This is a genomic window from Microbacterium laevaniformans (genome assembly GCF_016907555.1).
Lineage (GTDB): Bacteria > Actinomycetota > Actinomycetes > Actinomycetales > Microbacteriaceae > Microbacterium > Microbacterium laevaniformans.
In genome coordinates, this window is record NZ_JAFBCE010000001.1 from 2,972,993 (window position 1) to 2,992,385 (window position 19,393).

Below are 19,393 nucleotides of genomic sequence, written 5' to 3' on the forward strand. Positions count from 1 at the left end.
ACGAGAAGACATGACTGACGAAGAACGCCCCGACCCGACCGCCGGCCACAACCACGGCAACATCGACCAGGTCGATCTCCAGGTCGAGATGCAGCGCAGCTACCTCGACTACGCGATGAGCGTCATCGTCGGCCGCGCGCTGCCGCGCGTCGAAGACGGTCTGAAGCCGGTGCACCGGCGCGTCATCTATGGGATGTATGACGGCGGGTACCGTCCCGACAAGAGCTTCAACAAGTGCGCCCGCGTCGTCGGCGAGGTCATGGGCCAGTACCACCCGCACGGTGACAGCGCGATCTACGACGCGCTCGTGCGCCTCGTGCAGCCGTGGTCGCTGCGCTACCCGCTGGCCGACGGTCAGGGAAACTTCGGATCCCCGGGCAACCAGGGTGCGGCCGCGCCGCGGTACACCGAAACGAAGATGGCCGCGCTGGCGATGGAGATGGTCCGCGACATCGACGAGGACACCGTCGACTTCGAGGACAACTACGACGGCAAGACCCAGGAGCCCGTCGTCCTGCCCTCGCGCTTCCCGAACCTGCTGGTCAACGGCTCGGTCGGCATCGCGGTCGGCATGGCCACCAACATCCCGCCTCACAACCTGCGGGAGGTCGCCGACGGAGCGCTGTGGGCGCTGGAGAACCCGGATGCCACCCGCGAGGAGCTGCTCGAGGCGCTCATGGGCCGCATCCACGGTCCCGACTTCCCGACGGGCGCCCAGATCCTGGGCACGAAGGGCATCCGCGAGGCTCAGCGCACCGGCCGCGGCTCGATCACGATGCGTGCCGTCGTGAACGTCGAGGAGATCCAGGGCCGCACGTGCCTGGTGATCACTGAGCTCCCCTACCAGGTGAACCCCGACAACGTCGCGCTGAAGATCCGCGACCTCGCCCGCGACGGTCGCATCACCGGCATCGCCGACATCCGCGACGAGACGAGCGACCGCACGGGCCAGCGCCTCGTCATCGTCCTGAAGCGGGATGCCGTCGCCAAGGTCGTCCTGAACAACCTGTACAAGCACACGCAGCTGCAGGAGAACTTCGGCGCCAACATGCTGGCGATCGTGGACGGTGTGCCACGCACCCTGGCCCTCGACGGCTTCATCTCCTACTGGATCGACCATCAGGTCGAGGTCATCGTGCGGCGCACGCGCTTCCGTCTGCGCAAGGCCGAAGAGCGCATGCACATCCTGCGCGCGTACCTCAAGGCGCTCGATGCGCTGGACGAGGTCATCGCACTCATCCGCCGCTCGCCCACGGTCGACGAGGCGCGCGAGGGTCTGAAGTCGCTGCTCGCGATCGACGATGTGCAGGCCGATGCGATCCTCGCGATGCAGCTGCGCCGCCTGGCGGCGCTCGAGCGTCAGAAGATCATCGACGAGGCCACCGAGCTGGAGGCGCAGATCGCCGATCTGAACGACATCCTCGTCACGCCGGGTCGTCAGCGCACGATCATCGCCGCAGAGCTCACGGGCATCGTGGACAAGTTCGGCGACGAGCGGCGCACGACGATCCTGCACGGCTTCGATGGCGACATGTCGATGGAAGACCTCATCCCCGAAGAGGAGATGGTCATCACCGTCACCCGCGATGGGTACATCAAGCGCACACGCAGTGACAACTACCGTTCGCAGCACCGCGGCGGCAAGGGTGTCAAGGGCGCCCAGCTGCGGGCGGACGATGTGGTCGAGCATTTCTTCGTGACGACCACGCACCACTGGCTGCTGTTCTTCACCACGAAGGGTCGCGTCTACCGGTCCAAGGCGTACGAGGTGCCCGAGGCCGGCCGCGATGCGAAGGGTCAGCACGTCGCGAACCTGCTGGCGCTGCAGCCGGGTGAGGAGATCGCGCAGATCCTGGACATCCGCGACTACAAGGTCGCGCAGTACCTGGTGCTGGCCACCCGCGACGGCAAGATCAAGAAGACCTTCCTCAGCGAGTACGACACCAACCGTCAGGGCGGGATCATCGCGATCCGCCTGCGCGGGCAGGACGAGGAGGACGGCGACGAGGTCGTCAGCGCGCTGCTCGTGGACGACACCGACGACATCCTGCTCATCTCGCGCCAGGGCATGTCGCTGCGGTTCACCGCGACCGACGAGTCGCTGCGCCCCATGGGACGCTCGACGGAGGGTGTGAAGGGGATGTCGTTCCGTGAGGGCGATACGCTCCTGTCGGCATCCGTCGCGAAGGACGATGCCTACGTATTCGTCGTGACCGAAGGCGGGTACGCCAAGCGCACCGCTGTCGACCAGTACCGCCTCCAGGGACGTGGCGGACTGGGCATCAAGGTCGCCAAGCTGAACGAGGATCGGGGCGACCTGGCGGGCGGTCTGATCGTCGGTGAGGACGACGAGGTCTTGGTGGTTCTTGCCAGCGGCAAGGTGGTACGCTCTGCCGTGGCCGAGGTGCCTGCGAAGGGTCGCGACACCATGGGAGTGGTCTTCGCCCGTCCCGACGACGACGATCGCATCCTCGCGATTGCACGGAACTCGGAGCGAGCGCTCCGAGCGGAGCAGGACCCGGCCGAGACCACCGACGCCGAAGACTCCCCCGCTTCGCGCCCCGAAGGAAGTGACACCGACGCATGAGCACGGTAGCCGACAAGCTCGCCAAGAAGTCATCCAGTAAGACCAGCGCCAAGCAGGTGCGTCTGCGCCTCGTGTACGTGGACTTCTGGTCCGCCGTGAAGCTGTCCTTCCTCGCCGCGGTCGCCATCGCGATCGTCACCGTGGTGGCCAGCTTCCTGATCTACACGGTGCTCAGCACGACGGGACTGATCGGCAAGCTCGACGACCTTTTCAAGGCGTTCGACGACAACTTCAAGTTGAGCGATGTGATCAACCTCGCACAGGTCATGGCGTTCTCCTCGGTGGTGGCCATCCTGAACCTGATCGTGATCACGGTGCTGGGTGCCGTCGTCGCCGGGATCTACAACCTGATGGTCAAGGTGACCGGCGGACTGCTCGTCGGCTTCACATCCAACTGACCGATTTTTTGTTTGCCCGCTCGTCGGGTAAAGTCTTGGAGGTTGACGGCGGCAACGCCGCCTCCGGACGGGGCTATAGCTCAGGCGGTTAGAGCGCTTCACTGATAATGAAGAGGTCCCAGGTTCAAGTCCTGGTAGCCCCACCAAACACCCGTCCGGGGCCTTAGCTCAGTTGGTAGAGCGCCTGCTTTGCAAGCAGGATGTCAGGAGTTCGAATCTCCTAGGCTCCACAGTTTTTCTCGCGACACCATCGCTTCACCGATGGACCTGCTGGGCATGCTCACCTCTCTGCACGGCGTCGCGACCGGCCCGTCGTCCGCCGCGGGGTCGTGGGCGGTCTTCCGCGTGGAGGGGGCATACTCGCAGCATGCGGTTCGAAACGACGCACTTCCAGCAGGGAAACAACACCGGCATCATGGTTCCCCCCGGCCTCGCCGGCGGTGACGCGATCGAGGTCACCCTCGAGCTCGACACGGCACCGCGGACGGTCGAGGTCCCGGACGATCTCGCCGTCGCCTTGGACGATGCGGGGATCCGCGCGCGCTTCGACGCGCTCGCTCCCAGCGCGCGCAAGGCGCACGTCACGAACGTCGTCTCGGCCAAGTCAGATGAGACCCGCACGCGACGCATCGCCGCGATCGTCGCGATGCTCGCCTGAGCGGCGGCGCAGCCTCAGTCCTTCGTGCGCGCGAAGCGCCGTCGGGTCTCGGCATCCGCGACGTAGACGACGAGCTGCAGATCGAGGTGGTCGGAAGGACGCAGCTGGTGGTGCTCGAACACGAGCCGGCCGAGCTCGGGATGACGGAACACGCGCTCGCGTGAGACGAAACCGCCGACGCCGTGCTCGTTCCAGCGGGTGTCGAAGTCGACGCTCGCCGCGCGGAGCCGAGAGATGAGGTCGCGGTAGCGGGGATCACTCAGGCGCGGTCCGGCCTCCGCCCGGAACTCGGCGAGGAAGCGCCGGCTCGTGTCGTCCCAATCGTCCAGCAGCGAGCGCACGGACGGGTCGGTGAAGACGAGCCACAGCAGGTTGCGGTTCTCCCCCGCGGTCGTGGCGACCCCGGGGTACAGCCGCTTGTACGCCTTGTTCCATCCGGCGATCCCCCAATCCGGGGCGAGCGCGTAGGCGGGATGCTCGTCGAGCGCATCGAGGAAGCGCTGTACCTGAGCGGGGGCGATGTCCACGGCATCCGCCCGCGTGGCCGGCCGCGGTGCGAGACCGACGAGACTCAGCACATAGTCGTGCTCTGCGTCGGTCAGCCGCAGCGTCGTCGCGACCGCATCCAAGACCTGCCGCGAGGGGTTGATGTCGCGCCCCTGCTCGAGCCAGGTGTACCAGGTGACGCTCACACCCGACAGGTACGAGACTTCCTCGCGCCGCAGGCCCACGGCACGACCGCGGCCAGCCGGCGGCAATCCGTAGGCGGTGCGGTCGAGGCGCTCACGCTGGCGGCGCAGGAACGAACCGAGCTCCTGCCGCTGCTGACGGCCGTCGTCGCGGGCGTTGTCGTCAGTCACTCCACAAACCTAGTACTGCCACTACTAGGAGCAACGCAGACTTCCGGAGGTGCGCCCCGGCATCCAGAGTGGAATCATGCCCACCCCCCTGCGTTCCCGCACCGTCACGCACGGCCGCAACGCCGCCGGTGCCCGTGCCCTGTTCCGCGCCGCCGGCGTCAATGCGGCCGACTTCGGCAAGCCGATGATCGCCGTCGCCAACAGCTTCACCGAGTTCGTGCCCGGCCACACGCACCTGCAGCCGGTGGGTCGCATCGTCTCCGACGCCATCACCGCGGCCGGCGGCATCCCGCGCGAGTTCAACACGATCGCCGTCGACGACGGCATCGCCATGGGCCACGGCGGCATGCTGTACTCGCTGCCCTCGCGTGATCTCATCGCCGACTCCGTCGAATACATGGTCAACGCGCACCAGGCCGACGCGCTGGTGTGCATCTCCAACTGCGACAAGATCACCCCCGGCATGCTCATGGCGGCCCTGCGCCTGAACATCCCGACCGTCTTCGTCTCGGGTGGCCCGATGGAGTCGGGTCGGGCGACTCTCGTCGACGGCACGGTGCGCACCCTCGATCTCGTCGACGCGATCTCCGAGGCGGCGAACGACACGGTCTCGGATGCCGACATCCAGCGCATCGAGGAGAACGCCTGCCCGACCTGCGGGTCATGCTCGGGCATGTTCACGGCCAACTCGATGAACTGCCTCGTCGAGGCGCTCGGCCTGGCCCTGCCCGGCAACGGGTCGGTGCTCGCGACGCACACGGCCCGTCGCGCCCTCTACGAGAAGGCCGGCGAGGTCGCGGTGCAGATCACGCGCGCGTTCTACGACGAGGACGACGCCTCGGTGCTCCCGCGCGCCGTCGCGAGCCCCGCCGCCTTCGCCAACGCGATGGCCCTCGACATCGCCATGGGCGGATCGACCAACACGATCCTCCACCTGCTGGCCGCGGCTCACGAGGCCGGCATTGACTTCGGCCTCGATGAGATCGACGCCATCTCGCGTCGCGTGCCCTGCCTTGCGAAGATCGCGCCCAACCCGGCCTACGGCCGCATGTACTACATGGAGGACGTCCACCGCGCCGGCGGCATCCCCACGATCCTCGGCGAGCTGCACCGCGCGGGGCTGCTCAACTCCGACGTGTCGTCGATCCACTCGCCCTCGCTCGAGGCGTGGCTTGCCGAGTGGGACGTGCGCGGCGGTACGGCCTCTGAGACCGCCCACGACCTGTGGCATGCGGCGCCCGGCGGGGTGCGCTCCTCGAGTGCGTTCTCACAGTCCGAGCGCTGGGCGAGCCTGGATGAGGATGCCGAGAACGGCTGCATCCGCTCCGCCGCACACGCCTACTCCGCCGACGGCGGCCTCGCGGTGCTGCGGGGCAACCTCGCCGTCGACGGCGCCGTCGTCAAGACCGCCGGTGTCGACCCGTCGATCCTCGTCTTCTCGGGCCCGGCCGTCGTGTGCGAGTCGCAGGAGGAGGCGGTGGCGAAGATCCTCGGCAAGAAGGTGCAACCCGGCGATGTCGTCGTCATCCGCTACGAGGGTCCCAAGGGCGGACCCGGCATGCAGGAGATGCTGCACCCCACCTCGTTCCTCAAGGGCCGCGGCCTGGGCAAGGTGTGCGCGCTGGTCACCGATGGCCGCTTCTCGGGCGGCACGTCGGGCCTGTCGATCGGTCACGTCTCGCCGGAGGCGGCGAGCGGCGGCATCATCGCCCTCGTCGAGGACGGCGACATCGTCGACATCGACATCCCCTCACGCTCGATGAGCCTGCGGGTCGACGATGACGAGTTGGAGCGCCGCCGCGCCCGGCTGCTCGACGCGGGCGGCTACGCACCGAAGGATCGGCAGCGTCCCGTGTCGCTGGCGCTGCGGGCCTACGCGGCGATGGCGACCTCGGCCGATCGTGGAGCGGTCCGCGATGTCGAATCCGTCGAGCGGGCGCTGCGCGAGCGCGAGCTGCGCACCGCCGCCGTCTGAGCCTCGGACGCGACGTTCCGTATTCAGTCTCCGCCATCCAGCCGCCGCAGAGCTCGCCGGTCATTCCGGTATGCCCGGCCGGTGCTCATCGCACCGGGACTGAGTACGGAACGGAGGGAAGAGGACTCCCATGCGATGCAGCCTCGACCGCTAGGCTCACGGAATGGACTTGCGGGTTGCCGCCTACGCCGTCGTCGTCGACGAGTCCGACCGCGTGCTGCTCGCTCACTGGCACCAGGGGCGCCGGGGAGCCTGGACGATGCCCGGAGGCGGCTTGGAAGACGGCGAGGATCCGGTGGATGCCGCGCGCCGCGAGGTCCGGGAGGAGACGGGGTTCCGCGTGCGCATCGGGGAGCTGCTCGGCATCCACTCTCGCGTGATCCCCGCGAACCGCCGCGTCTTCGCGGACGACCCCGAACCGCTGCACACGCTGCGCATCGTGTACCGGGCGGAGGTGACCGGCGGGCAGCTGCGTTACGAGCGCAACGGATCGACCGATCGTGCGGAGTGGTTCGCCCTCACCGCGCTCCCACCGCAACGGGTGAAGCTCGTCGACATCGCACTCGGGATGGCCGGCCTGCCCGTCGCGAGGGCGAGCTGACCCGGCTGAGCGCCGCGCTCAGGAGGCCGATGCCGCCGGCTGGGAGATGTCGGCGACCGTCGCGTCGTACGCACGGATGAGGTCGTCGGCGTCGACGAACAGGCTGTATCCGTGTGCCCCGGCGCCCATCGCGATACGCCGCCCCACGATCGACGCGTCCGCATACACCGGCCAGTCGTTGGTGCTGCCGATCGGCGCGATCGTCCCGCGCTCGTAGCCGGTCGCGGCCAGAGCGAGATCCGGCTCGGGGAGCCTCAGCTTGTTCACCCCGACGAGGGCCCGCAGCTTCGGCCAGGAGATCGCCAGATCTCCCGGGATCAACGCGAACAGATACGTGTCGTCGGACTTCTTGACCACGAGTGTCTTGACGATGTCAGCAGGCTGCAGACCGAGCAGGCTCGCAGCCTCCGCGAGGCTGGATGCCGCGGGGCGCTCACGCAGCTCGATGTCGAGACCGCGCGCGGCGGCCGCATCTCGGACGCGGTCGAGGGGATCAGGCATCCGGGGCGCGCAGCGGGTCGTCCGCCACCCACAGCTCGTCGTCGGCGCGCAGCGTCTGCCAGGCGGCGTAGACCACTCCGGCCGCGGCGGCGATGCCGAGGAGGATCGCGATGACGCCGCCGGCGCCCAGGCTCTTCTTCGGAGCGGGGACGCTCAGCTGCTTCGTCGCCTTCTTGCCGTACTTGTCGGCCTTCTTCTGGATGGCGGCGAGGTCGATCGAGCCGAAGCCACGACCCGCGGCCAGATCATGACGCTTCTCGGTCGCGGCATCCCACACCGACAGCGCCGAACCGATCAGCGCACCCGCCGTCGGCACGACCTTGTCGTTGTAGACCTTCTTGGAGGTCGCGACGCCCTGCTCGACATACGGCGCCGCGTACTTCTCGTACGTGTGCTGCACGGTCGGCACGACCTGCTCGCGGTTGTAGTTGCCGAGCTGACGACCGGCCTCGCGGGCGACCTCGCCCGCCTGTCCGATCAGGACCTGCTGCGACTCCCACAGCGTGTTCGCCTGGTGCTGGAGCTTGCGGAGTTCCTTCTTGCGCTTGCGGCTGAGGCTCACGGTGCCCTCCCTGGGTTCCGGCTGGGTTTCATCCCATCTTGCCAGACCTGCCGGGCCTCGCGAGGGGTTGACAGGTGAGAGAATGCTAGGCATGCCGATCCACACCGCCGTCGCGACCATCCACACCAACCACGGCGACATCGTCGTCAACCTCTTCGGAGACCACGCACCGCGCACCGTGCAGAACTTCACCGGTCTCGCCGACGGCTCGCAGGCCTGGACGCACCCGGCGACCGGCAAGCCGGGCGAAGGCCCGCTCTACAAGGACGTCATCTTCCACCGCATCATCCCGAACTTCATGATCCAGGGCGGCGACCCGCTCGGTCAGGGTGTCGGGGGCCCGGGTTACAACTTCAACGACGAGATCCACCCCGAGCTCACCTTCGGTGCCCCCTACCTGCTGGCGATGGCCAACGCGGGCCTGCGCCGCAACGCCATCACGGGCAAGGCCGAGGGCACCAACGGCTCACAGTTCTTCATCACGACCGATCCGACGCCGTGGCTCAACGGCAAGCACACGATCTTCGGCGAGGTCGCCGACGATGCTTCGCGTGCCGTCGTCGACGCGATCTCGGCCGTTCCGACCGCCGCGGGCGACCGCCCGATCGAGCCCGTCGTGATCAGCTCGATCGACGTCGTCCCCGCCTGAACAGAGCGGAACCGGCCCGCGTGACCGACTCCGACATCCGCACCAATCCGGACAACTTCTGCTACCGGCATCCGGATCGGCAGAGCTTCGTGCTCTGTCAGCGGTGTCTGCGCACGATCTGCGGAGAGTGCCAGACACCGCTTCCGGTGGGAGTCATCTGCCCGGAGTGCCTCGCCGAACAGCGCAAGGCGGCGTCGGCGAGTGTCACGCGGATGCCGCGTCGACGCCCGTCCGGTATCGACGGAAAGCACGTCGTCACCTACACGCTGGTCATCGTCACCAGCGTGTTCTACCTGATCGGACTGATCCCCGGCATCGGTCTTTATGTGCAGAGCCTGCTCGCCTTCCAGGCGCAGCTGGCGTACGTGCAGCCGTGGCGACTGCTGACGGTGACACTCGTTCACGCGAGCATCTTCCACATCGCCTTCAACATGCTTGCGTTGTGGGCGCTCGGACGCAGTCTCGAACCGCTGCTCGGAAGGTGGCGCTTCCTCGGGCTCTACCTGCTGAGCGCTCTCGGGGGCTCGGTCCTGACGGCGCTGCTCGCCCCGAACACGTGGGTCGTCGGCGCTTCCGGTGCGGTGTGGGGATTGCTCGGCGCGATGTTCGTCATCGGCCGTCACCTCGGCGCCAACGTCACGGCGATCGCCGTGCTGCTCGGGATCAACCTGGTGATCACGTTCCTGCCGGGATCGAACATCGCCTGGCAGGCGCACATCGGCGGCGGTCTGGTCGGCGCCTTGATCGGCGTCATCTTCGCGCGCACGCGGAAGATCCGCCAGCGCGCGCTGCAGATCTGGCTGCTGGTCGCCGTGGGCGTCGGCCTGCTGGGTGCGCTGGCCGTTCCGCTCTACCTGTACGCCTAGACCGTCAGCCGAGAGTTATCCACAGGTTCATCCACAGATGGGGATGAATCACACCCGTGTAATTCACAGGCCATGACACCTGTGGAAAGGCCGCGGATGCCGGCGATCAGCGCCAGCGCGTGGTCATCAGGAACCCGATGAAGGCGATCCCGAAGCCGATCACGAGGTTCCATCCGGCGATGCCGGGAATCGGCAGCGCCTGGTTGCTCAGGTAGAACACGATCACCCACAGCAGACCCAGGATCATGAGCCCGAGCATGATGGGCTTGAACCACACCGGGTTGGGTGCGGATTCCCCCTCGCCGTATTCCGCGACCTGCTCGTCGTGCTTTCCTGAACGCGCCATGGCCACGATTCTACCTGGCAGGTCTCCCTCAGCCACGCTGTGCGACAATCACAGCGTGAAGGACGGCACCGGCGACAACGCAGCTGAGGGTATCGGCTCGCTCGAGCACACGTCTCGGCGTGCCCGCCGTCTTGCCGCGCAGTCGGAGGAATCGGGGCCGACCACTCCGGCAGAGCCGAGCACCCAGGAGCCGGAGGGCGCGTCCGCGCCAATGCGCGCGGCGAAACCGCGGCGACGAGCCTCGTTCCTCGGCGTCCTCGGTGAGCTGCTCATCACGGCGGGCGTCATCGCACTGCTCTACGTCGCGTGGCAGATGTGGATCGGTGACTGGATCATCGGCTCGCAGAAGCACACGGAGGCCAGCGCCCTCTCGCAGAGCTGGCTGCAGCAGGCATCGCAGAGCCCGACGGCATCCGACACCCCCACGCCGTCGCCGAGTGCGAGTTCCTCGCCCGCGGCTGCCGCACCGGTCGTCCCGGTGATGGCGCAGAAGGACTACGGTCAGCAGTTCGGGGTGATGTTCGTGCCCCGCTTCGGACCGAACTGGCAGTTCACGGTGGCCGCGGGAACGGGTCGCCACGACATCCTCGACGCCGGTGAGATCGGTCACTACACCGATACCGCCATGCCCGGAGCCGTCGGCAACACCGTGTACGCCGCACACCGGTGGACCTCCGGCGCACCGTTCGACCCGATCGACAAGCTCGTGATCGGCGACGCGATCGTCATCCAGACCCCGGACGGCTGGTACACCTACCGCTTCCGCACCCTCGAGTACGTGCAGGCGACGCAGGTGGAGGTCCTGCTGCCCGTTCCGCAGCAGGTGGGCATGGCAGCCAACGGCCGCTATCTCACACTGACCAGCTGCGCTCCGAAGCTCAACATGCTCGAGCGCATCATCGCGTACGCCGTGTTCGAGAGCTTCACTCCGACCTCGGCGGGACCGCCCGCCTCGCTCACCCAGGGAGTGTCCGCCTGATGTATGCCGCCCTCTGGCGTGTTCTTCCCGGCCCGGCCTGGGTGCGCATCCTCATTCTGCTGGTTCTGCTCGCCGCCGTGCTCTACGGGCTGTTCTGGTACGTGTTCCCGTGGGTCGGTCAGTTCGTCAATCCGCAGGATGCCACGGTCGGCGGCTGACGGGGGACGAATCCTCGTCGTCGACAACCGCGACAGCTTCGTCCACACGCTCGTCGGCTACCTGCACGAGCTGGGCGCGACGACCGACATGGCCGAAGCGGATGCCGTCGAGGACCCCGTGGCCTTGGTAGCCCCGTATGCGGGAGTGCTGATCTCGCCCGGACCCGGCTCGCCGGAGGATGCCGGGGCATCGATCGGGATCGTGCATGCGGTCGCGGCCGCGGGCATCCCCCTGCTGGGGGTGTGCCTGGGCCACCAGGTGCTCGGGGCGGCGTTCGGCGCGACGGTCGCCGAGGCCCCGCAGCTGCGCCACGGCACGACATCGCGGGTCTGGCATGACGGCGCGTTCCCCTTCGCCGGACTGCCATCGCCCTTCTCGGCGACGCGCTACCACTCTCTCGCGGTCGTTGCGGACACGCTGCCCGCCGAGCTCGAGGTGACCGCGCATACCTCGTCCGGAGTCATCATGGGCCTCGCCCACCGTGAGCTGCCGCTCTGGGGGGTGCAGTTCCATCCCGAGTCGGTGCTCACCGAGGGCGGGCACCAGTTGTTGGGCTCATGGTTGGAGCGCGTCGGGATCGCCGGCGCTGCAGCGCGCGGCCGCGGGCTGCAGCCGCTGCGGGGATCACTTACCGGTGCAGACGCGGAGCTCGACCGTCGAGTGGATCGGCACATCGCCCGGGGGCAGTGACTGTCCGGCGACGATCGGCGTCGAGCCCACGGCGGGACACGACGGGTCCTCGACGACGCTCGCGGTGAGTTTGAGGTCGGCGGACGTGAGGTCCCTGGTCGCCGCATCGACGGTATAGCCGACGAGGTTCACCAGAGCGACCTTGCCGCTGGCGACCGTGAGGTTGACGCGCGTTCCGACCGGGATCTGCGTGCCCACGGTCTGGTCGGCCGAGATGACGATGCCCTGGGCGAGGTCGGGATCGCTGCGTGTCGTCACGGCGCCCAGCTGCAATCCGACGGCCTTCAGAGCGGCTTCTGCGTCTGTCGACGACTTTCCGGTGATGTTGGGCATGGCGCTGGTCTGCTGCCCCGTCGAGACGTAGACCGTGATCGTCTGGCCGGGAGCCACGATGGTGCCCGCGGCGGGATCGGTGCGGATGACGTTGCCCGAGACGATCGCGTTGTCGCTCTGGTCGACGCGCTTCGCCTGCAGATCCTGACCCACCAACTTCTCGCTCGCGCGGTCCCACGACATGTCGACGACGTCCTCGACGACGCGCGAGTTCTGCGGTACCGCGGCGCCGGGACGAATCGTGATGACCCAGATCAGCACCGAGATCAGCACGACGGCGAGCAGCGCCACCCCGGCCCAGATCCACGCGGCCGGGGGTCCTGCCTGCGTCCGTCGCATGGTCGTGTCGGCGGTCAGCTGGCGCAGCGACCGGGCCGTCTCTGCGGCCTGCCGCGGGTTCGCGCCGTAGAGCTCGCTGGCCAGCGCGCCGACCTGCTTCTTCGTCGGGGTGTGACCGTCGACCGTGGCGTCGAGCGCCTGGCGGAACGATGCCGCGTCCTGGTAGCGCTGGAACGGGTCCTTGGCCAGAGCGCGCAGCGCGACGGCGTCGATCGAGCGGGGGATCGCGTCGACCAGTTCGGAGGGGGGAAGAGGCGTCTCGCTGACGTGCTGATAGGCGACCGCAACCGGAGAATCGCCGCGGAAAGGCTGGCGACCGGTGAGCAGCTCGTACAGCACGATGCCGGCCGAGTAGAGGTCGGCGCGCGCATCGACCGGCTCACCCTTCGCCTGCTCCGGCGACAGGTAGGCCGCGGTGCCGATGATGGCTGTGGTCTCGGCGACGGTCGAGGAGGAGTCGGACACGGCGCGGGCGATGCCGAAGTCCATCACCTTCACCTGGCCGCCGGCGGTGATCATGACGTTGCCGGGCTTGATGTCGCGATGGACGACGCCGGCGCGATGCGAATACTCGAGCGCTTCGAGGATGCCGTCGACGTAGCGGATGGCCTCACCGACCGGAACGCCGCCGTCGCTGACGACATCCTTCAGGAGGGTGCCCTCCACGAGTTCCATCACGATGTACGGAACGGGGTGCGTCGAGCCGTCGGGGTCGGTCTCGGCATCCTCACCGGCGTCGTAGACGCGGACGATCGCGGGGTGCGACATTCGCGAGGCCGACTGCGCCTCGAGCCGGAATCGGGTGCGGAACGCGCTGTCTTCGGCGAGCTCCCGCTTGAGGATCTTGATGGCCACCTGACGCCCGAGCGTCAGGTCCTGCCCGCGGTACACGGTGGCCATGCCTCCGCGGCCGATGAGTTCATCGACGCGGTACCGCTCGGACAGCACACGCGGATCTGCAGACACTTCTCTCCCCTGGGCTGACTCATAGCCAGCCTAATAGAACCCTCCTGTGCGACCCCTGGACCCTTACGCCCGCGACCCCCACCCGGGGACGCGGGCCGCGCTCTCAGGGAGCGACCGGCGTGCCCGTGGGCGTGCTCGTCGTCGGGATCGGCGCCTGACCCTCCTGGGAATCCGGGCTCGTGCGGTCGCCGCACTGCGCGCTGTACTTCACGAGGATCAACGATCCCGGCTGCACGTTCTTGTCGGCCGTCACCTGAAGGCTCCGCGGCGCGGTGGGCGACTGATACGTCGTGCTGTTGTTCGCGTTGAAGGTGCCGTTGATGACGGTGAAGTTGTACGCGGTCACCGACGATCCGGCCGGGCATCCACTGAACGCCTCCCAGGTCACGGTGAAGGTCTGCGACCCCTTCGGGTCGTTCGTCACCGTCGGCGCGTTCGGCGTGCCGATCGGGCTCATCTCGTCGTAGAAGGTCAGCGTCACCGGGCTGCTGAGCTTGACGTTGCCCGTGGTCGGGTTGGTCTGGTACACCTTGCCGACCTCGTCCTGCGTCGTTGCCGCGGATCCCCGCTCGCAGGAGACGTTGGTGAAACCAGCCTTCTCAGCGATGGCCTTTGCGGCGTCACACGTCTGACCGATCAGTCCAAGGCTGTCGATGGCCACCGTCGTGGGGCTCGCCGAGGGTGACGGGGGCGTCGCGGAGCGGCTGGGCGTCGAGGATGTCGAGGAACTCGTCGTCGGCGCGGGCTGCGCGCCCTGATTCGCGAAGAGGGCGAACAGGGTGCCGCCGAGCACGATGAGCAGCAGCGCGATGAGCGCGACCAGCGGCCACGTCCACGGGCTGCGCTTCTTCTTCTGCGGCTCGTCTGCGGCATCGACGGCCGCGACGGCGCCGGCCGCTCCCGCGGTCGGCAGCAGGCGCGTGGCCTCCTGGGTCGCGAGTCCCGGGGTCAGCAGCTTCGTCGCCTCGTCCATGGCCAGGCCACCGGCGATGGCGGGGACGATGGCCGCCGCTCCGGCGACGTCACCGCGACGAAGCGCGGTCGCCGCTCGGGCGACGGCGGATGCGGTCGCGGGCCGGTCCTCCGGCTTCTTCGCGATCATGCTCATCACGAAGTTGCGCACCGGCTCGGCGATGGTGGCCGCCAGCGGCGGCGGGGTGTCGTTGATCTGCGCCATCGCGATCGCCACCTGCGACTCCCCGGTGAAGGGGCGCTTGCCGGCGAGGCACTCGTAGGCGACGATGCCCAGCGAGTAGATGTCGGTCGCGGGGGATGCCGCGTGCCCCGACGCCTGCTCGGGCGAGAGGTACTGCACGGTTCCCATCACCTGACCGGTGGCGGTCAGCGGCACCTGGTCGGCGATGCGGGCGATGCCGAAGTCGGTGATCTTCACCCGTCCGTCGGGGGTGATGAGCAGGTTTCCCGGCTTGATGTCGCGGTGCACGAGACCGGCGGCGTGCGCGGCCTGCAGGGCGGCGGCCGTCTGCGCGACGATGTCGAGGGTCTTGTCGGTGGACAGTGATCCCTCGCGCTCGAGGATGGTCGACAGTGCTTCCCCGGGGACGAGCTCCATCACGAGGAAGGCGGAGCCGTTCTCCTCGCCGTAGTCGAAGACGCTCGCGATGCCCTCGTGGTTGACGAGCGCCGCGTGGCGGGCCTCGGCGCGGAAGCGCTCCAGGAAGCCCGGGTCTCCCATGTACTCGTCTTTGAGGATCTTGATCGCGACGGTGCGTCCGATCACGTGGTCGGTGGCCTCCCAGACCTCGCCCATGCCGCCGATCGCGATCCGCGAATCCAGCTCGTAGCGTCCACCGAAGCTCACACCCTGTGTCGGTCTCATCTGCTCAGCACCGCCTCCATGACTTTCTTCGCGATTGGAGCCGCGATCCCGTTGCTCGTGCCGGACTGCCCGAGACCTCCGCCGTTTTCCACCATCACGGCGACGACCACTTTCGGGTCGTTGGCCGGGGCGAAGCCCGTGAACCAGAGAGTGTACGGATCCGAGGGTCCGTGCTCCGCGGTACCGGTCTTCCCGGCCACGTCGAACCCGTCTATTGTTGCACCGCTGGCCGCGCCGTCACGGACATTGGAGATCATCAGCGAGGTCATCGTCGCGGCATCCGTCGAGCTGAGCGCACGGCCCAGCTCGGTGTCGGTGAACGTCTCCTGCACGGTCAGATCGGGCGCCACGACACGGTCGACCATGCGCGGCTTCATGACCATGCCGCCGTTGGCGATGCCGGCGGCCACCATCGCCATCTGCAGCGGCGTGGCGGTGACGCTGCCCTGTCCGAACCCCGTCAGGGCGACCTTGTCGGCCGAGAGGGCGCCCGTCGGGTATGCCGAGGTGACGACGCCGAGCGGGATGTCGATGCTCGCGTTGTTGAAGCCGTACTTCTCGGCCTCGGCGCGAAGGGCGTCCTGGCCGAGCGCGACGGCGAGCTGTGCCATCGGGATGTTGCAGCTCAGGCGCAGGGCGGTGGCGATGGTGACCTGATCTCCGGGGCCGCACGTGTTGCCGTCGAAGTTGCGGATCGAGGTCGACGTTCCCGGCAACGTGTAGGTCGCGGGGTTGGGGAAGGTCGAGTCCGGCGTGAACTTGCCCGACGCCAGCGCCGCCGAGACGACGACGAGCTTGAAGGTCGATCCAGGCGGGTTCAGGGTGTCGATCGCGCGATTGTCGAGCGGATTGACGGCGGCGTTCATCAGCTGGTCGTAGGTCTCGTTGACCTGCTGCGCGTTGTGCACGGCCATCGCGTTGGTGTCGTAGCTCGGGCTCGTCACCATCGCGAGAACGCGCCCGGTCTTGGGCTCGAGCGCGACGACGGCGCCCTGATAGGTGCCGAGCGCGTCGAAGGCGGCCTTCTGGATGGCCGGGTCGAGGGTGAGCAGCACGTTGGAGCCGCGAGCGGGCTGACCCGTGATGATCTGATCGACGCGCGAGAGGAACTGCGAGTTGGCGGTGCCCGAGAGCTCCTTGTTCATCGACTGTTCGAGGCCGGTGAGCGAGTTGAGCAACGGGTTCATGTACCCCGTGACCGGCGCCCACATCTGGGGGTCGGCGTACTGGCGCTGCCAGGCGTACACGTCGTCGCTGGGCACGGAGTCGGCGATGACGGTATCGCCGGCGATGATCGACCCGCGCTGCACCTCGAACGAGTCGTAGAGCGCGCGCTTGTTGAGCGGGTTCTCGCTGAGATCGCCGGCCTGGACGACCTGGATCCAGCTGGTCGCGCCGAACAGGGCCACGAACATGGCGAGCATGATCAGCGACAGCCGTCGCAGTTCGCGGGTCATCCGATCACCACCCGGGGGCGCGAGCGCACGGCATCCGAGATGCGCAGCAGCAACGCGACGACGATCCAGTTGGCCACCAGAGACGATCCGCCCGCCGCGAGGAACGGGGTTGTCAGCCCCGTCAGGGGGATGAGTCGGGTGACGCCGCCGACCATGATGAACACCTGGAGCGCGATGGTGAACGACAGTCCGGTGGCCAGCAGCTTTCCGAAGTCGTCCTGGCCGGCGATGCCGATGCGGATGCCGCGACTGGTGAACACCATGTACAGGCAGAGGATCGCGAAGACGCCGATGAGCCCCAGCTCTTCGCCGATGCTGGGGAAGATGTAGTCGCTCTGCGACAGGGGGGTCAGCCCCGGCCGTCCACGGCCGAGACCGGTTCCGAGCAGGCCGCCCTCGGACAGGCCGAAGATGCCGCTCACGAGCTGATAGCTGCCGCCCGCGCTGTCGATGACGGCGGGGTTGAAGGCGTCCAGCCAGTTCTGGAAGCGCCCGCCCACGTAGCTGAGCACCTGCGAGGCGATGAGGGCGCCGCCGACGGCCAGCAGCAGACCGAGCACCGCCCAGCTCGTCTTGCCCGTGGCGACGTAGATCATCGCGATGAACATGCCGAACATGAGCAGACCCGTGCCGAGATCGCGCTGGAAGACGATGATCGCCATCGAGGCGAGCCAGATGAGCAGGAGCGGTCCGAGCTCGCGGGCACGCGGCCACGTCATGCCGAGGAAGCGCGTACCGACGGAGGTGAGCGCTTCGCGCGTGCGCACGAGGTAGCCGGCGAAGAAGATGGCCAACGCGATCTTCGCCAGCTCGCCGGGCTGGAAGGAGAAGAGGCCGCCGATGGAGATCCACACATCGGCGTTGGCGTCGGTGCCCAGCCCCGGCACGAAGGGGAGCACGAGCAGCAGGATGCCGACGAACCCGAAGACGTACGTGTAGCGGAACAGCACGCGGTAGTTCTTCAGGAAGATCACGATCGCGACCGCCGCGGCGCTCGCGATGGCCAGCCACACCAGCTGGCGGGTCGAGAGGGCGTCCCACCCGGTGCTCTGGTCCTCGATGTCGATGCGGTAGATCATCGCCAGGCCGAGACCCGACAGTACGGTCGCGATGGGGACGACGAACGGGTCGGCTTGCGACGCTTTGAAGCGCAGCACGATGTGCAGTCCGAGCACCAGCACGGTCAGTGCGCCGCAGTAGTAGAGGAACGTCCAGTCGATGTGGCCGAGCGCGCCCAGCTGCACGAGGGCGACGGCGGCGCCGTTGATCGCGAAGGCGAACAGCAGCAGACCGAGTTCGCGGTTGCGCTGCGTCTGCGGCATCCGGAGCTTTCGCAGCGCCTTCACGACCGTCGTGTCGGCCTGGACGGTGTCTGTCGCCGAGCTCATCGTTCACCCTCCAGAGTGGTGCGCAGGGTGTCGACGATCTGCTCGGCGTCCGAGAGCGAGCGCGCCGAGATCGTCGAGGTCACCGCGAGACGCTGGTAGAAGGGCAGGTCGTTCAGCACGATGCCCGTGTCCTCGTAGACGGACGACAGCGAGATCGGGCCGATGTCCTGCTGGATGCCGCGGTAGATGACGACGGTGTCGGCATCGGCGCCGACGAAGTACCGCGTCTGAGTCCAGGCGTAGGCGCCGAGCGCTGCCGCCGAGAGGGCGGCGAGAATCGTGATCAGGCCGACGACCCACCAGATGCGCCGACGGCGGGCACGTCGGCGGTCTTCCTCGATGAGCTCCTCGAGGAACTCGGCGGCGGGCTCGAAGTGCGTCGGCTCGTTGGCGGCCTGGCGGGCGGTGTGCAGCCAGCTGGTACGCCCGGGGCGGGCGGCCGGCACGTCGACGCCCTGCGGGTTGGACGCCGAGCCGACGATCGTCGCGGTGCCGCTGAACATCGGGTGGCTGCCGCCGACGTCCACGATGACGACGGTGACGTTGTCGGGGGCTCCGCCGTCGAGGGCCTGCTTGAGCAGGAGATCGGCGGTGCGGCCCGGCGGATAGTGGTGGCCGAGCACCTTGCTGGTGTGCGCGTCGTCGACGACGCCGGAGAGGCCGTCGGAGCAGAGCAGCCAGCGGTCGCCGGGCTGGGTCGGCATGATGAACGTGTCGACCTCGGGGTCGGGGTCCATGTCGCCGAGCACGCGCATGAGCACGGACCGGCGCGGGTGGTAGCGGGCTTCTTCGGGAGTGATGCGACCCGAGTCGACGAGGCGCTGCACGAAGGTGTGGTCGGTCGTGATCTGGGTGAGCGCATCGTCGCGGTAGAGGTAGATGCGCGAGTCGCCGATGTGGGCGATCACGGCGTAGTCGTCGACCATGATCAGGGCGCTGACGGTGGTGCCCATGCCCGCGAGTTCGGGCCGTCGCGCGACGGTGTCGATCAGCACCCCCGCGGTCGAGGAGATGGCTTCCTGCAGCGCCTGCTCGGCCTCCGCGGTCGAGGCGTAGGGGTGATCGAGGTTCTTCAGGCGGTGGACGGCGATGCTCGAGGCGACATCACCCCCGGCATGACCTCCCATGCCGTCGGCCACGACGAAGAGGTTCGAGCCGGCGTAGCCCGAATCCTGGTTGTTGGAGCGCACCTTCCCCGTGTGGGAGATGGCGACGCTCGATCCCTCGAAGACCATGAGA

The 19,393-nt window shown here is 68.0% G+C and carries 19 protein-coding genes and 2 tRNA genes; 12 read left to right on the forward strand and 9 right to left on the reverse strand.

Going from position 1 to position 19,393, the window contains the following annotated elements:
- Window positions 1-10: 10 nt before the first annotated feature.
- The 5 genes from gyrA (at window position 11) to JOE53_RS14290 (ending at window position 3,643) form a co-directional block, all read left to right on the forward strand.
- Window positions 11-2,587 carry a DNA gyrase subunit A gene (gyrA, locus tag JOE53_RS14270; protein ID WP_204948117.1) on the forward strand — a complete coding sequence of 859 codons (2,577 nt, stop codon included), beginning with the start codon at window positions 11-13 and terminating at the stop codon, window positions 2,585-2,587.
- Entirely contained in the window at window positions 2,584-2,985 is a 402-nt protein-coding gene (locus JOE53_RS14275; RefSeq protein WP_036288844.1) for a DUF3566 domain-containing protein, read from the forward strand. The genes gyrA and JOE53_RS14275 overlap by 4 nt, the downstream gene beginning before the upstream one ends.
- A 69-nt stretch (window positions 2,986-3,054) precedes the next feature.
- Window positions 3,055-3,131 (forward strand) — tRNA-Ile (locus tag JOE53_RS14280).
- A gap of 11 nt (window positions 3,132-3,142) precedes the next feature.
- A tRNA-Ala gene (locus JOE53_RS14285) sits at window positions 3,143-3,215 on the forward strand.
- Window positions 3,216-3,352: 137 nt separating this feature from the next.
- Window positions 3,353-3,643, forward strand: a complete 291-nt coding sequence (locus JOE53_RS14290; protein WP_036288842.1) for a YdeI/OmpD-associated family protein — start codon at window positions 3,353-3,355, stop codon at window positions 3,641-3,643.
- 14 nt (window positions 3,644-3,657) lie between these two features.
- Here JOE53_RS14290 and JOE53_RS14295 read toward each other — a convergent pair whose 3' ends face one another.
- On the reverse strand, window positions 3,658-4,503 hold the full coding sequence (locus JOE53_RS14295; RefSeq protein ID WP_204948118.1) for a helix-turn-helix transcriptional regulator: 846 nt from the start codon (window positions 4,501-4,503) through the stop codon (window positions 3,658-3,660).
- Between the two features lie 76 nt (window positions 4,504-4,579).
- Here JOE53_RS14295 and ilvD point away from each other — a divergent pair, with 76 nt between their 5' ends.
- On the forward strand, window positions 4,580-6,478 hold the full coding sequence (gene ilvD / locus JOE53_RS14300; protein ID WP_204948119.1) for a dihydroxy-acid dehydratase: 1,899 nt from the start codon (window positions 4,580-4,582) through the stop codon (window positions 6,476-6,478).
- 163 nt (window positions 6,479-6,641) lie between these two features.
- Window positions 6,642-7,079, forward strand: a complete 438-nt coding sequence (locus JOE53_RS14305) for an NUDIX hydrolase (RefSeq protein ID WP_061683297.1) — start codon at window positions 6,642-6,644, stop codon at window positions 7,077-7,079.
- An 18-nt stretch (window positions 7,080-7,097) separates the two neighbouring features.
- Here JOE53_RS14305 and JOE53_RS14310 read toward each other — a convergent pair whose 3' ends face one another.
- Both JOE53_RS14310 and JOE53_RS14315 read right to left on the reverse strand, forming a co-directional pair.
- The gene (locus tag JOE53_RS14310; RefSeq protein WP_204948120.1) at window positions 7,098-7,580 is read right to left on the reverse strand and encodes an aminoacyl-tRNA deacylase; all 483 of its coding nucleotides are present in this window, start codon (window positions 7,578-7,580) and stop codon (window positions 7,098-7,100) included.
- On the reverse strand, window positions 7,573-8,142 hold the full coding sequence (locus JOE53_RS14315) for a hypothetical protein (protein WP_016463829.1): 570 nt from the start codon (window positions 8,140-8,142) through the stop codon (window positions 7,573-7,575). The genes JOE53_RS14310 and JOE53_RS14315 overlap by 8 nt, the downstream gene beginning before the upstream one ends.
- Before the next feature lie 91 nt (window positions 8,143-8,233).
- On the opposite strand from JOE53_RS14315, the gene JOE53_RS14320 reads away from it, so the two are divergent.
- The gene (locus JOE53_RS14320) at window positions 8,234-8,791 is read left to right on the forward strand and encodes a peptidylprolyl isomerase (RefSeq protein WP_036282703.1); all 558 of its coding nucleotides are present in this window, start codon (window positions 8,234-8,236) and stop codon (window positions 8,789-8,791) included.
- Window positions 8,792-8,811: 20 nt separating this feature from the next.
- On the forward strand, window positions 8,812-9,657 hold the full coding sequence (locus JOE53_RS14325; RefSeq protein WP_204948121.1) for a rhomboid family intramembrane serine protease: 846 nt from the start codon (window positions 8,812-8,814) through the stop codon (window positions 9,655-9,657).
- 106 nt (window positions 9,658-9,763) lie between these two features.
- Here the strand turns inward: JOE53_RS14325 and JOE53_RS14330 are convergent, their stop codons facing one another.
- Window positions 9,764-10,003, reverse strand: a complete 240-nt coding sequence (locus tag JOE53_RS14330) for a cell division protein CrgA (protein WP_005054721.1) — start codon at window positions 10,001-10,003, stop codon at window positions 9,764-9,766.
- A 55-nt stretch (window positions 10,004-10,058) separates the two neighbouring features.
- Here JOE53_RS14330 and JOE53_RS14335 point away from each other — a divergent pair, with 55 nt between their 5' ends.
- The 3 genes from JOE53_RS14335 to JOE53_RS14345 are packed head-to-tail and all read left to right on the forward strand — an operon-like array spanning window position 10,059 to window position 11,831.
- Entirely contained in the window at window positions 10,059-10,982 is a 924-nt protein-coding gene (locus JOE53_RS14335; protein ID WP_271171114.1) for a class E sortase, read from the forward strand.
- A complete protein-coding gene (locus JOE53_RS14340; protein ID WP_005054725.1) occupies window positions 10,982-11,140 on the forward strand; it encodes a hypothetical protein in 159 nt (52 codons plus the stop codon). The genes JOE53_RS14335 and JOE53_RS14340 overlap by 1 nt, the downstream gene beginning before the upstream one ends.
- The gene (locus tag JOE53_RS14345) at window positions 11,121-11,831 is read left to right on the forward strand and encodes a glutamine amidotransferase-related protein (RefSeq protein WP_204948122.1); all 711 of its coding nucleotides are present in this window, start codon (window positions 11,121-11,123) and stop codon (window positions 11,829-11,831) included. Before JOE53_RS14340 ends, JOE53_RS14345 begins: the two co-directional genes overlap by 20 nt.
- Here the strand turns inward: JOE53_RS14345 and pknB are convergent.
- The 5 genes from pknB to JOE53_RS14370 all read right to left on the reverse strand — a co-directional run bounded on the left by pknB (window position 11,766) and on the right by JOE53_RS14370 (window position 19,389).
- Window positions 11,766-13,469, reverse strand: a complete 1,704-nt coding sequence (pknB, locus tag JOE53_RS14350) for a Stk1 family PASTA domain-containing Ser/Thr kinase (protein WP_204948123.1) — start codon at window positions 13,467-13,469, stop codon at window positions 11,766-11,768. The two genes, JOE53_RS14345 and pknB, sit on opposite strands and share 66 nt — an antisense overlap.
- Before the next feature lie 103 nt (window positions 13,470-13,572).
- Window positions 13,573-15,309, reverse strand: a complete 1,737-nt coding sequence (locus JOE53_RS14355) for a protein kinase domain-containing protein (protein ID WP_204948124.1) — start codon at window positions 15,307-15,309, stop codon at window positions 13,573-13,575.
- Window positions 15,306-16,766, reverse strand: coding sequence for a peptidoglycan D,D-transpeptidase FtsI family protein (locus JOE53_RS14360; protein WP_061683291.1), 1,461 nt, complete (start codon window positions 16,764-16,766; stop codon window positions 15,306-15,308). The genes JOE53_RS14355 and JOE53_RS14360 overlap by 4 nt, the downstream gene beginning before the upstream one ends.
- On the reverse strand, window positions 16,763-18,154 hold the full coding sequence (locus tag JOE53_RS14365) for an FtsW/RodA/SpoVE family cell cycle protein (RefSeq protein WP_036286770.1): 1,392 nt from the start codon (window positions 18,152-18,154) through the stop codon (window positions 16,763-16,765). The genes JOE53_RS14360 and JOE53_RS14365 overlap by 4 nt, the downstream gene beginning before the upstream one ends.
- Complete coding sequence (locus JOE53_RS14370) at window positions 18,151-19,389, reverse strand: Stp1/IreP family PP2C-type Ser/Thr phosphatase (protein WP_061683289.1); 1,239 nt, start codon at window positions 19,387-19,389, stop codon at window positions 18,151-18,153. The genes JOE53_RS14365 and JOE53_RS14370 overlap by 4 nt, the downstream gene beginning before the upstream one ends.
- Between the last annotated feature and the right edge of the window lie 4 nt (window positions 19,390-19,393).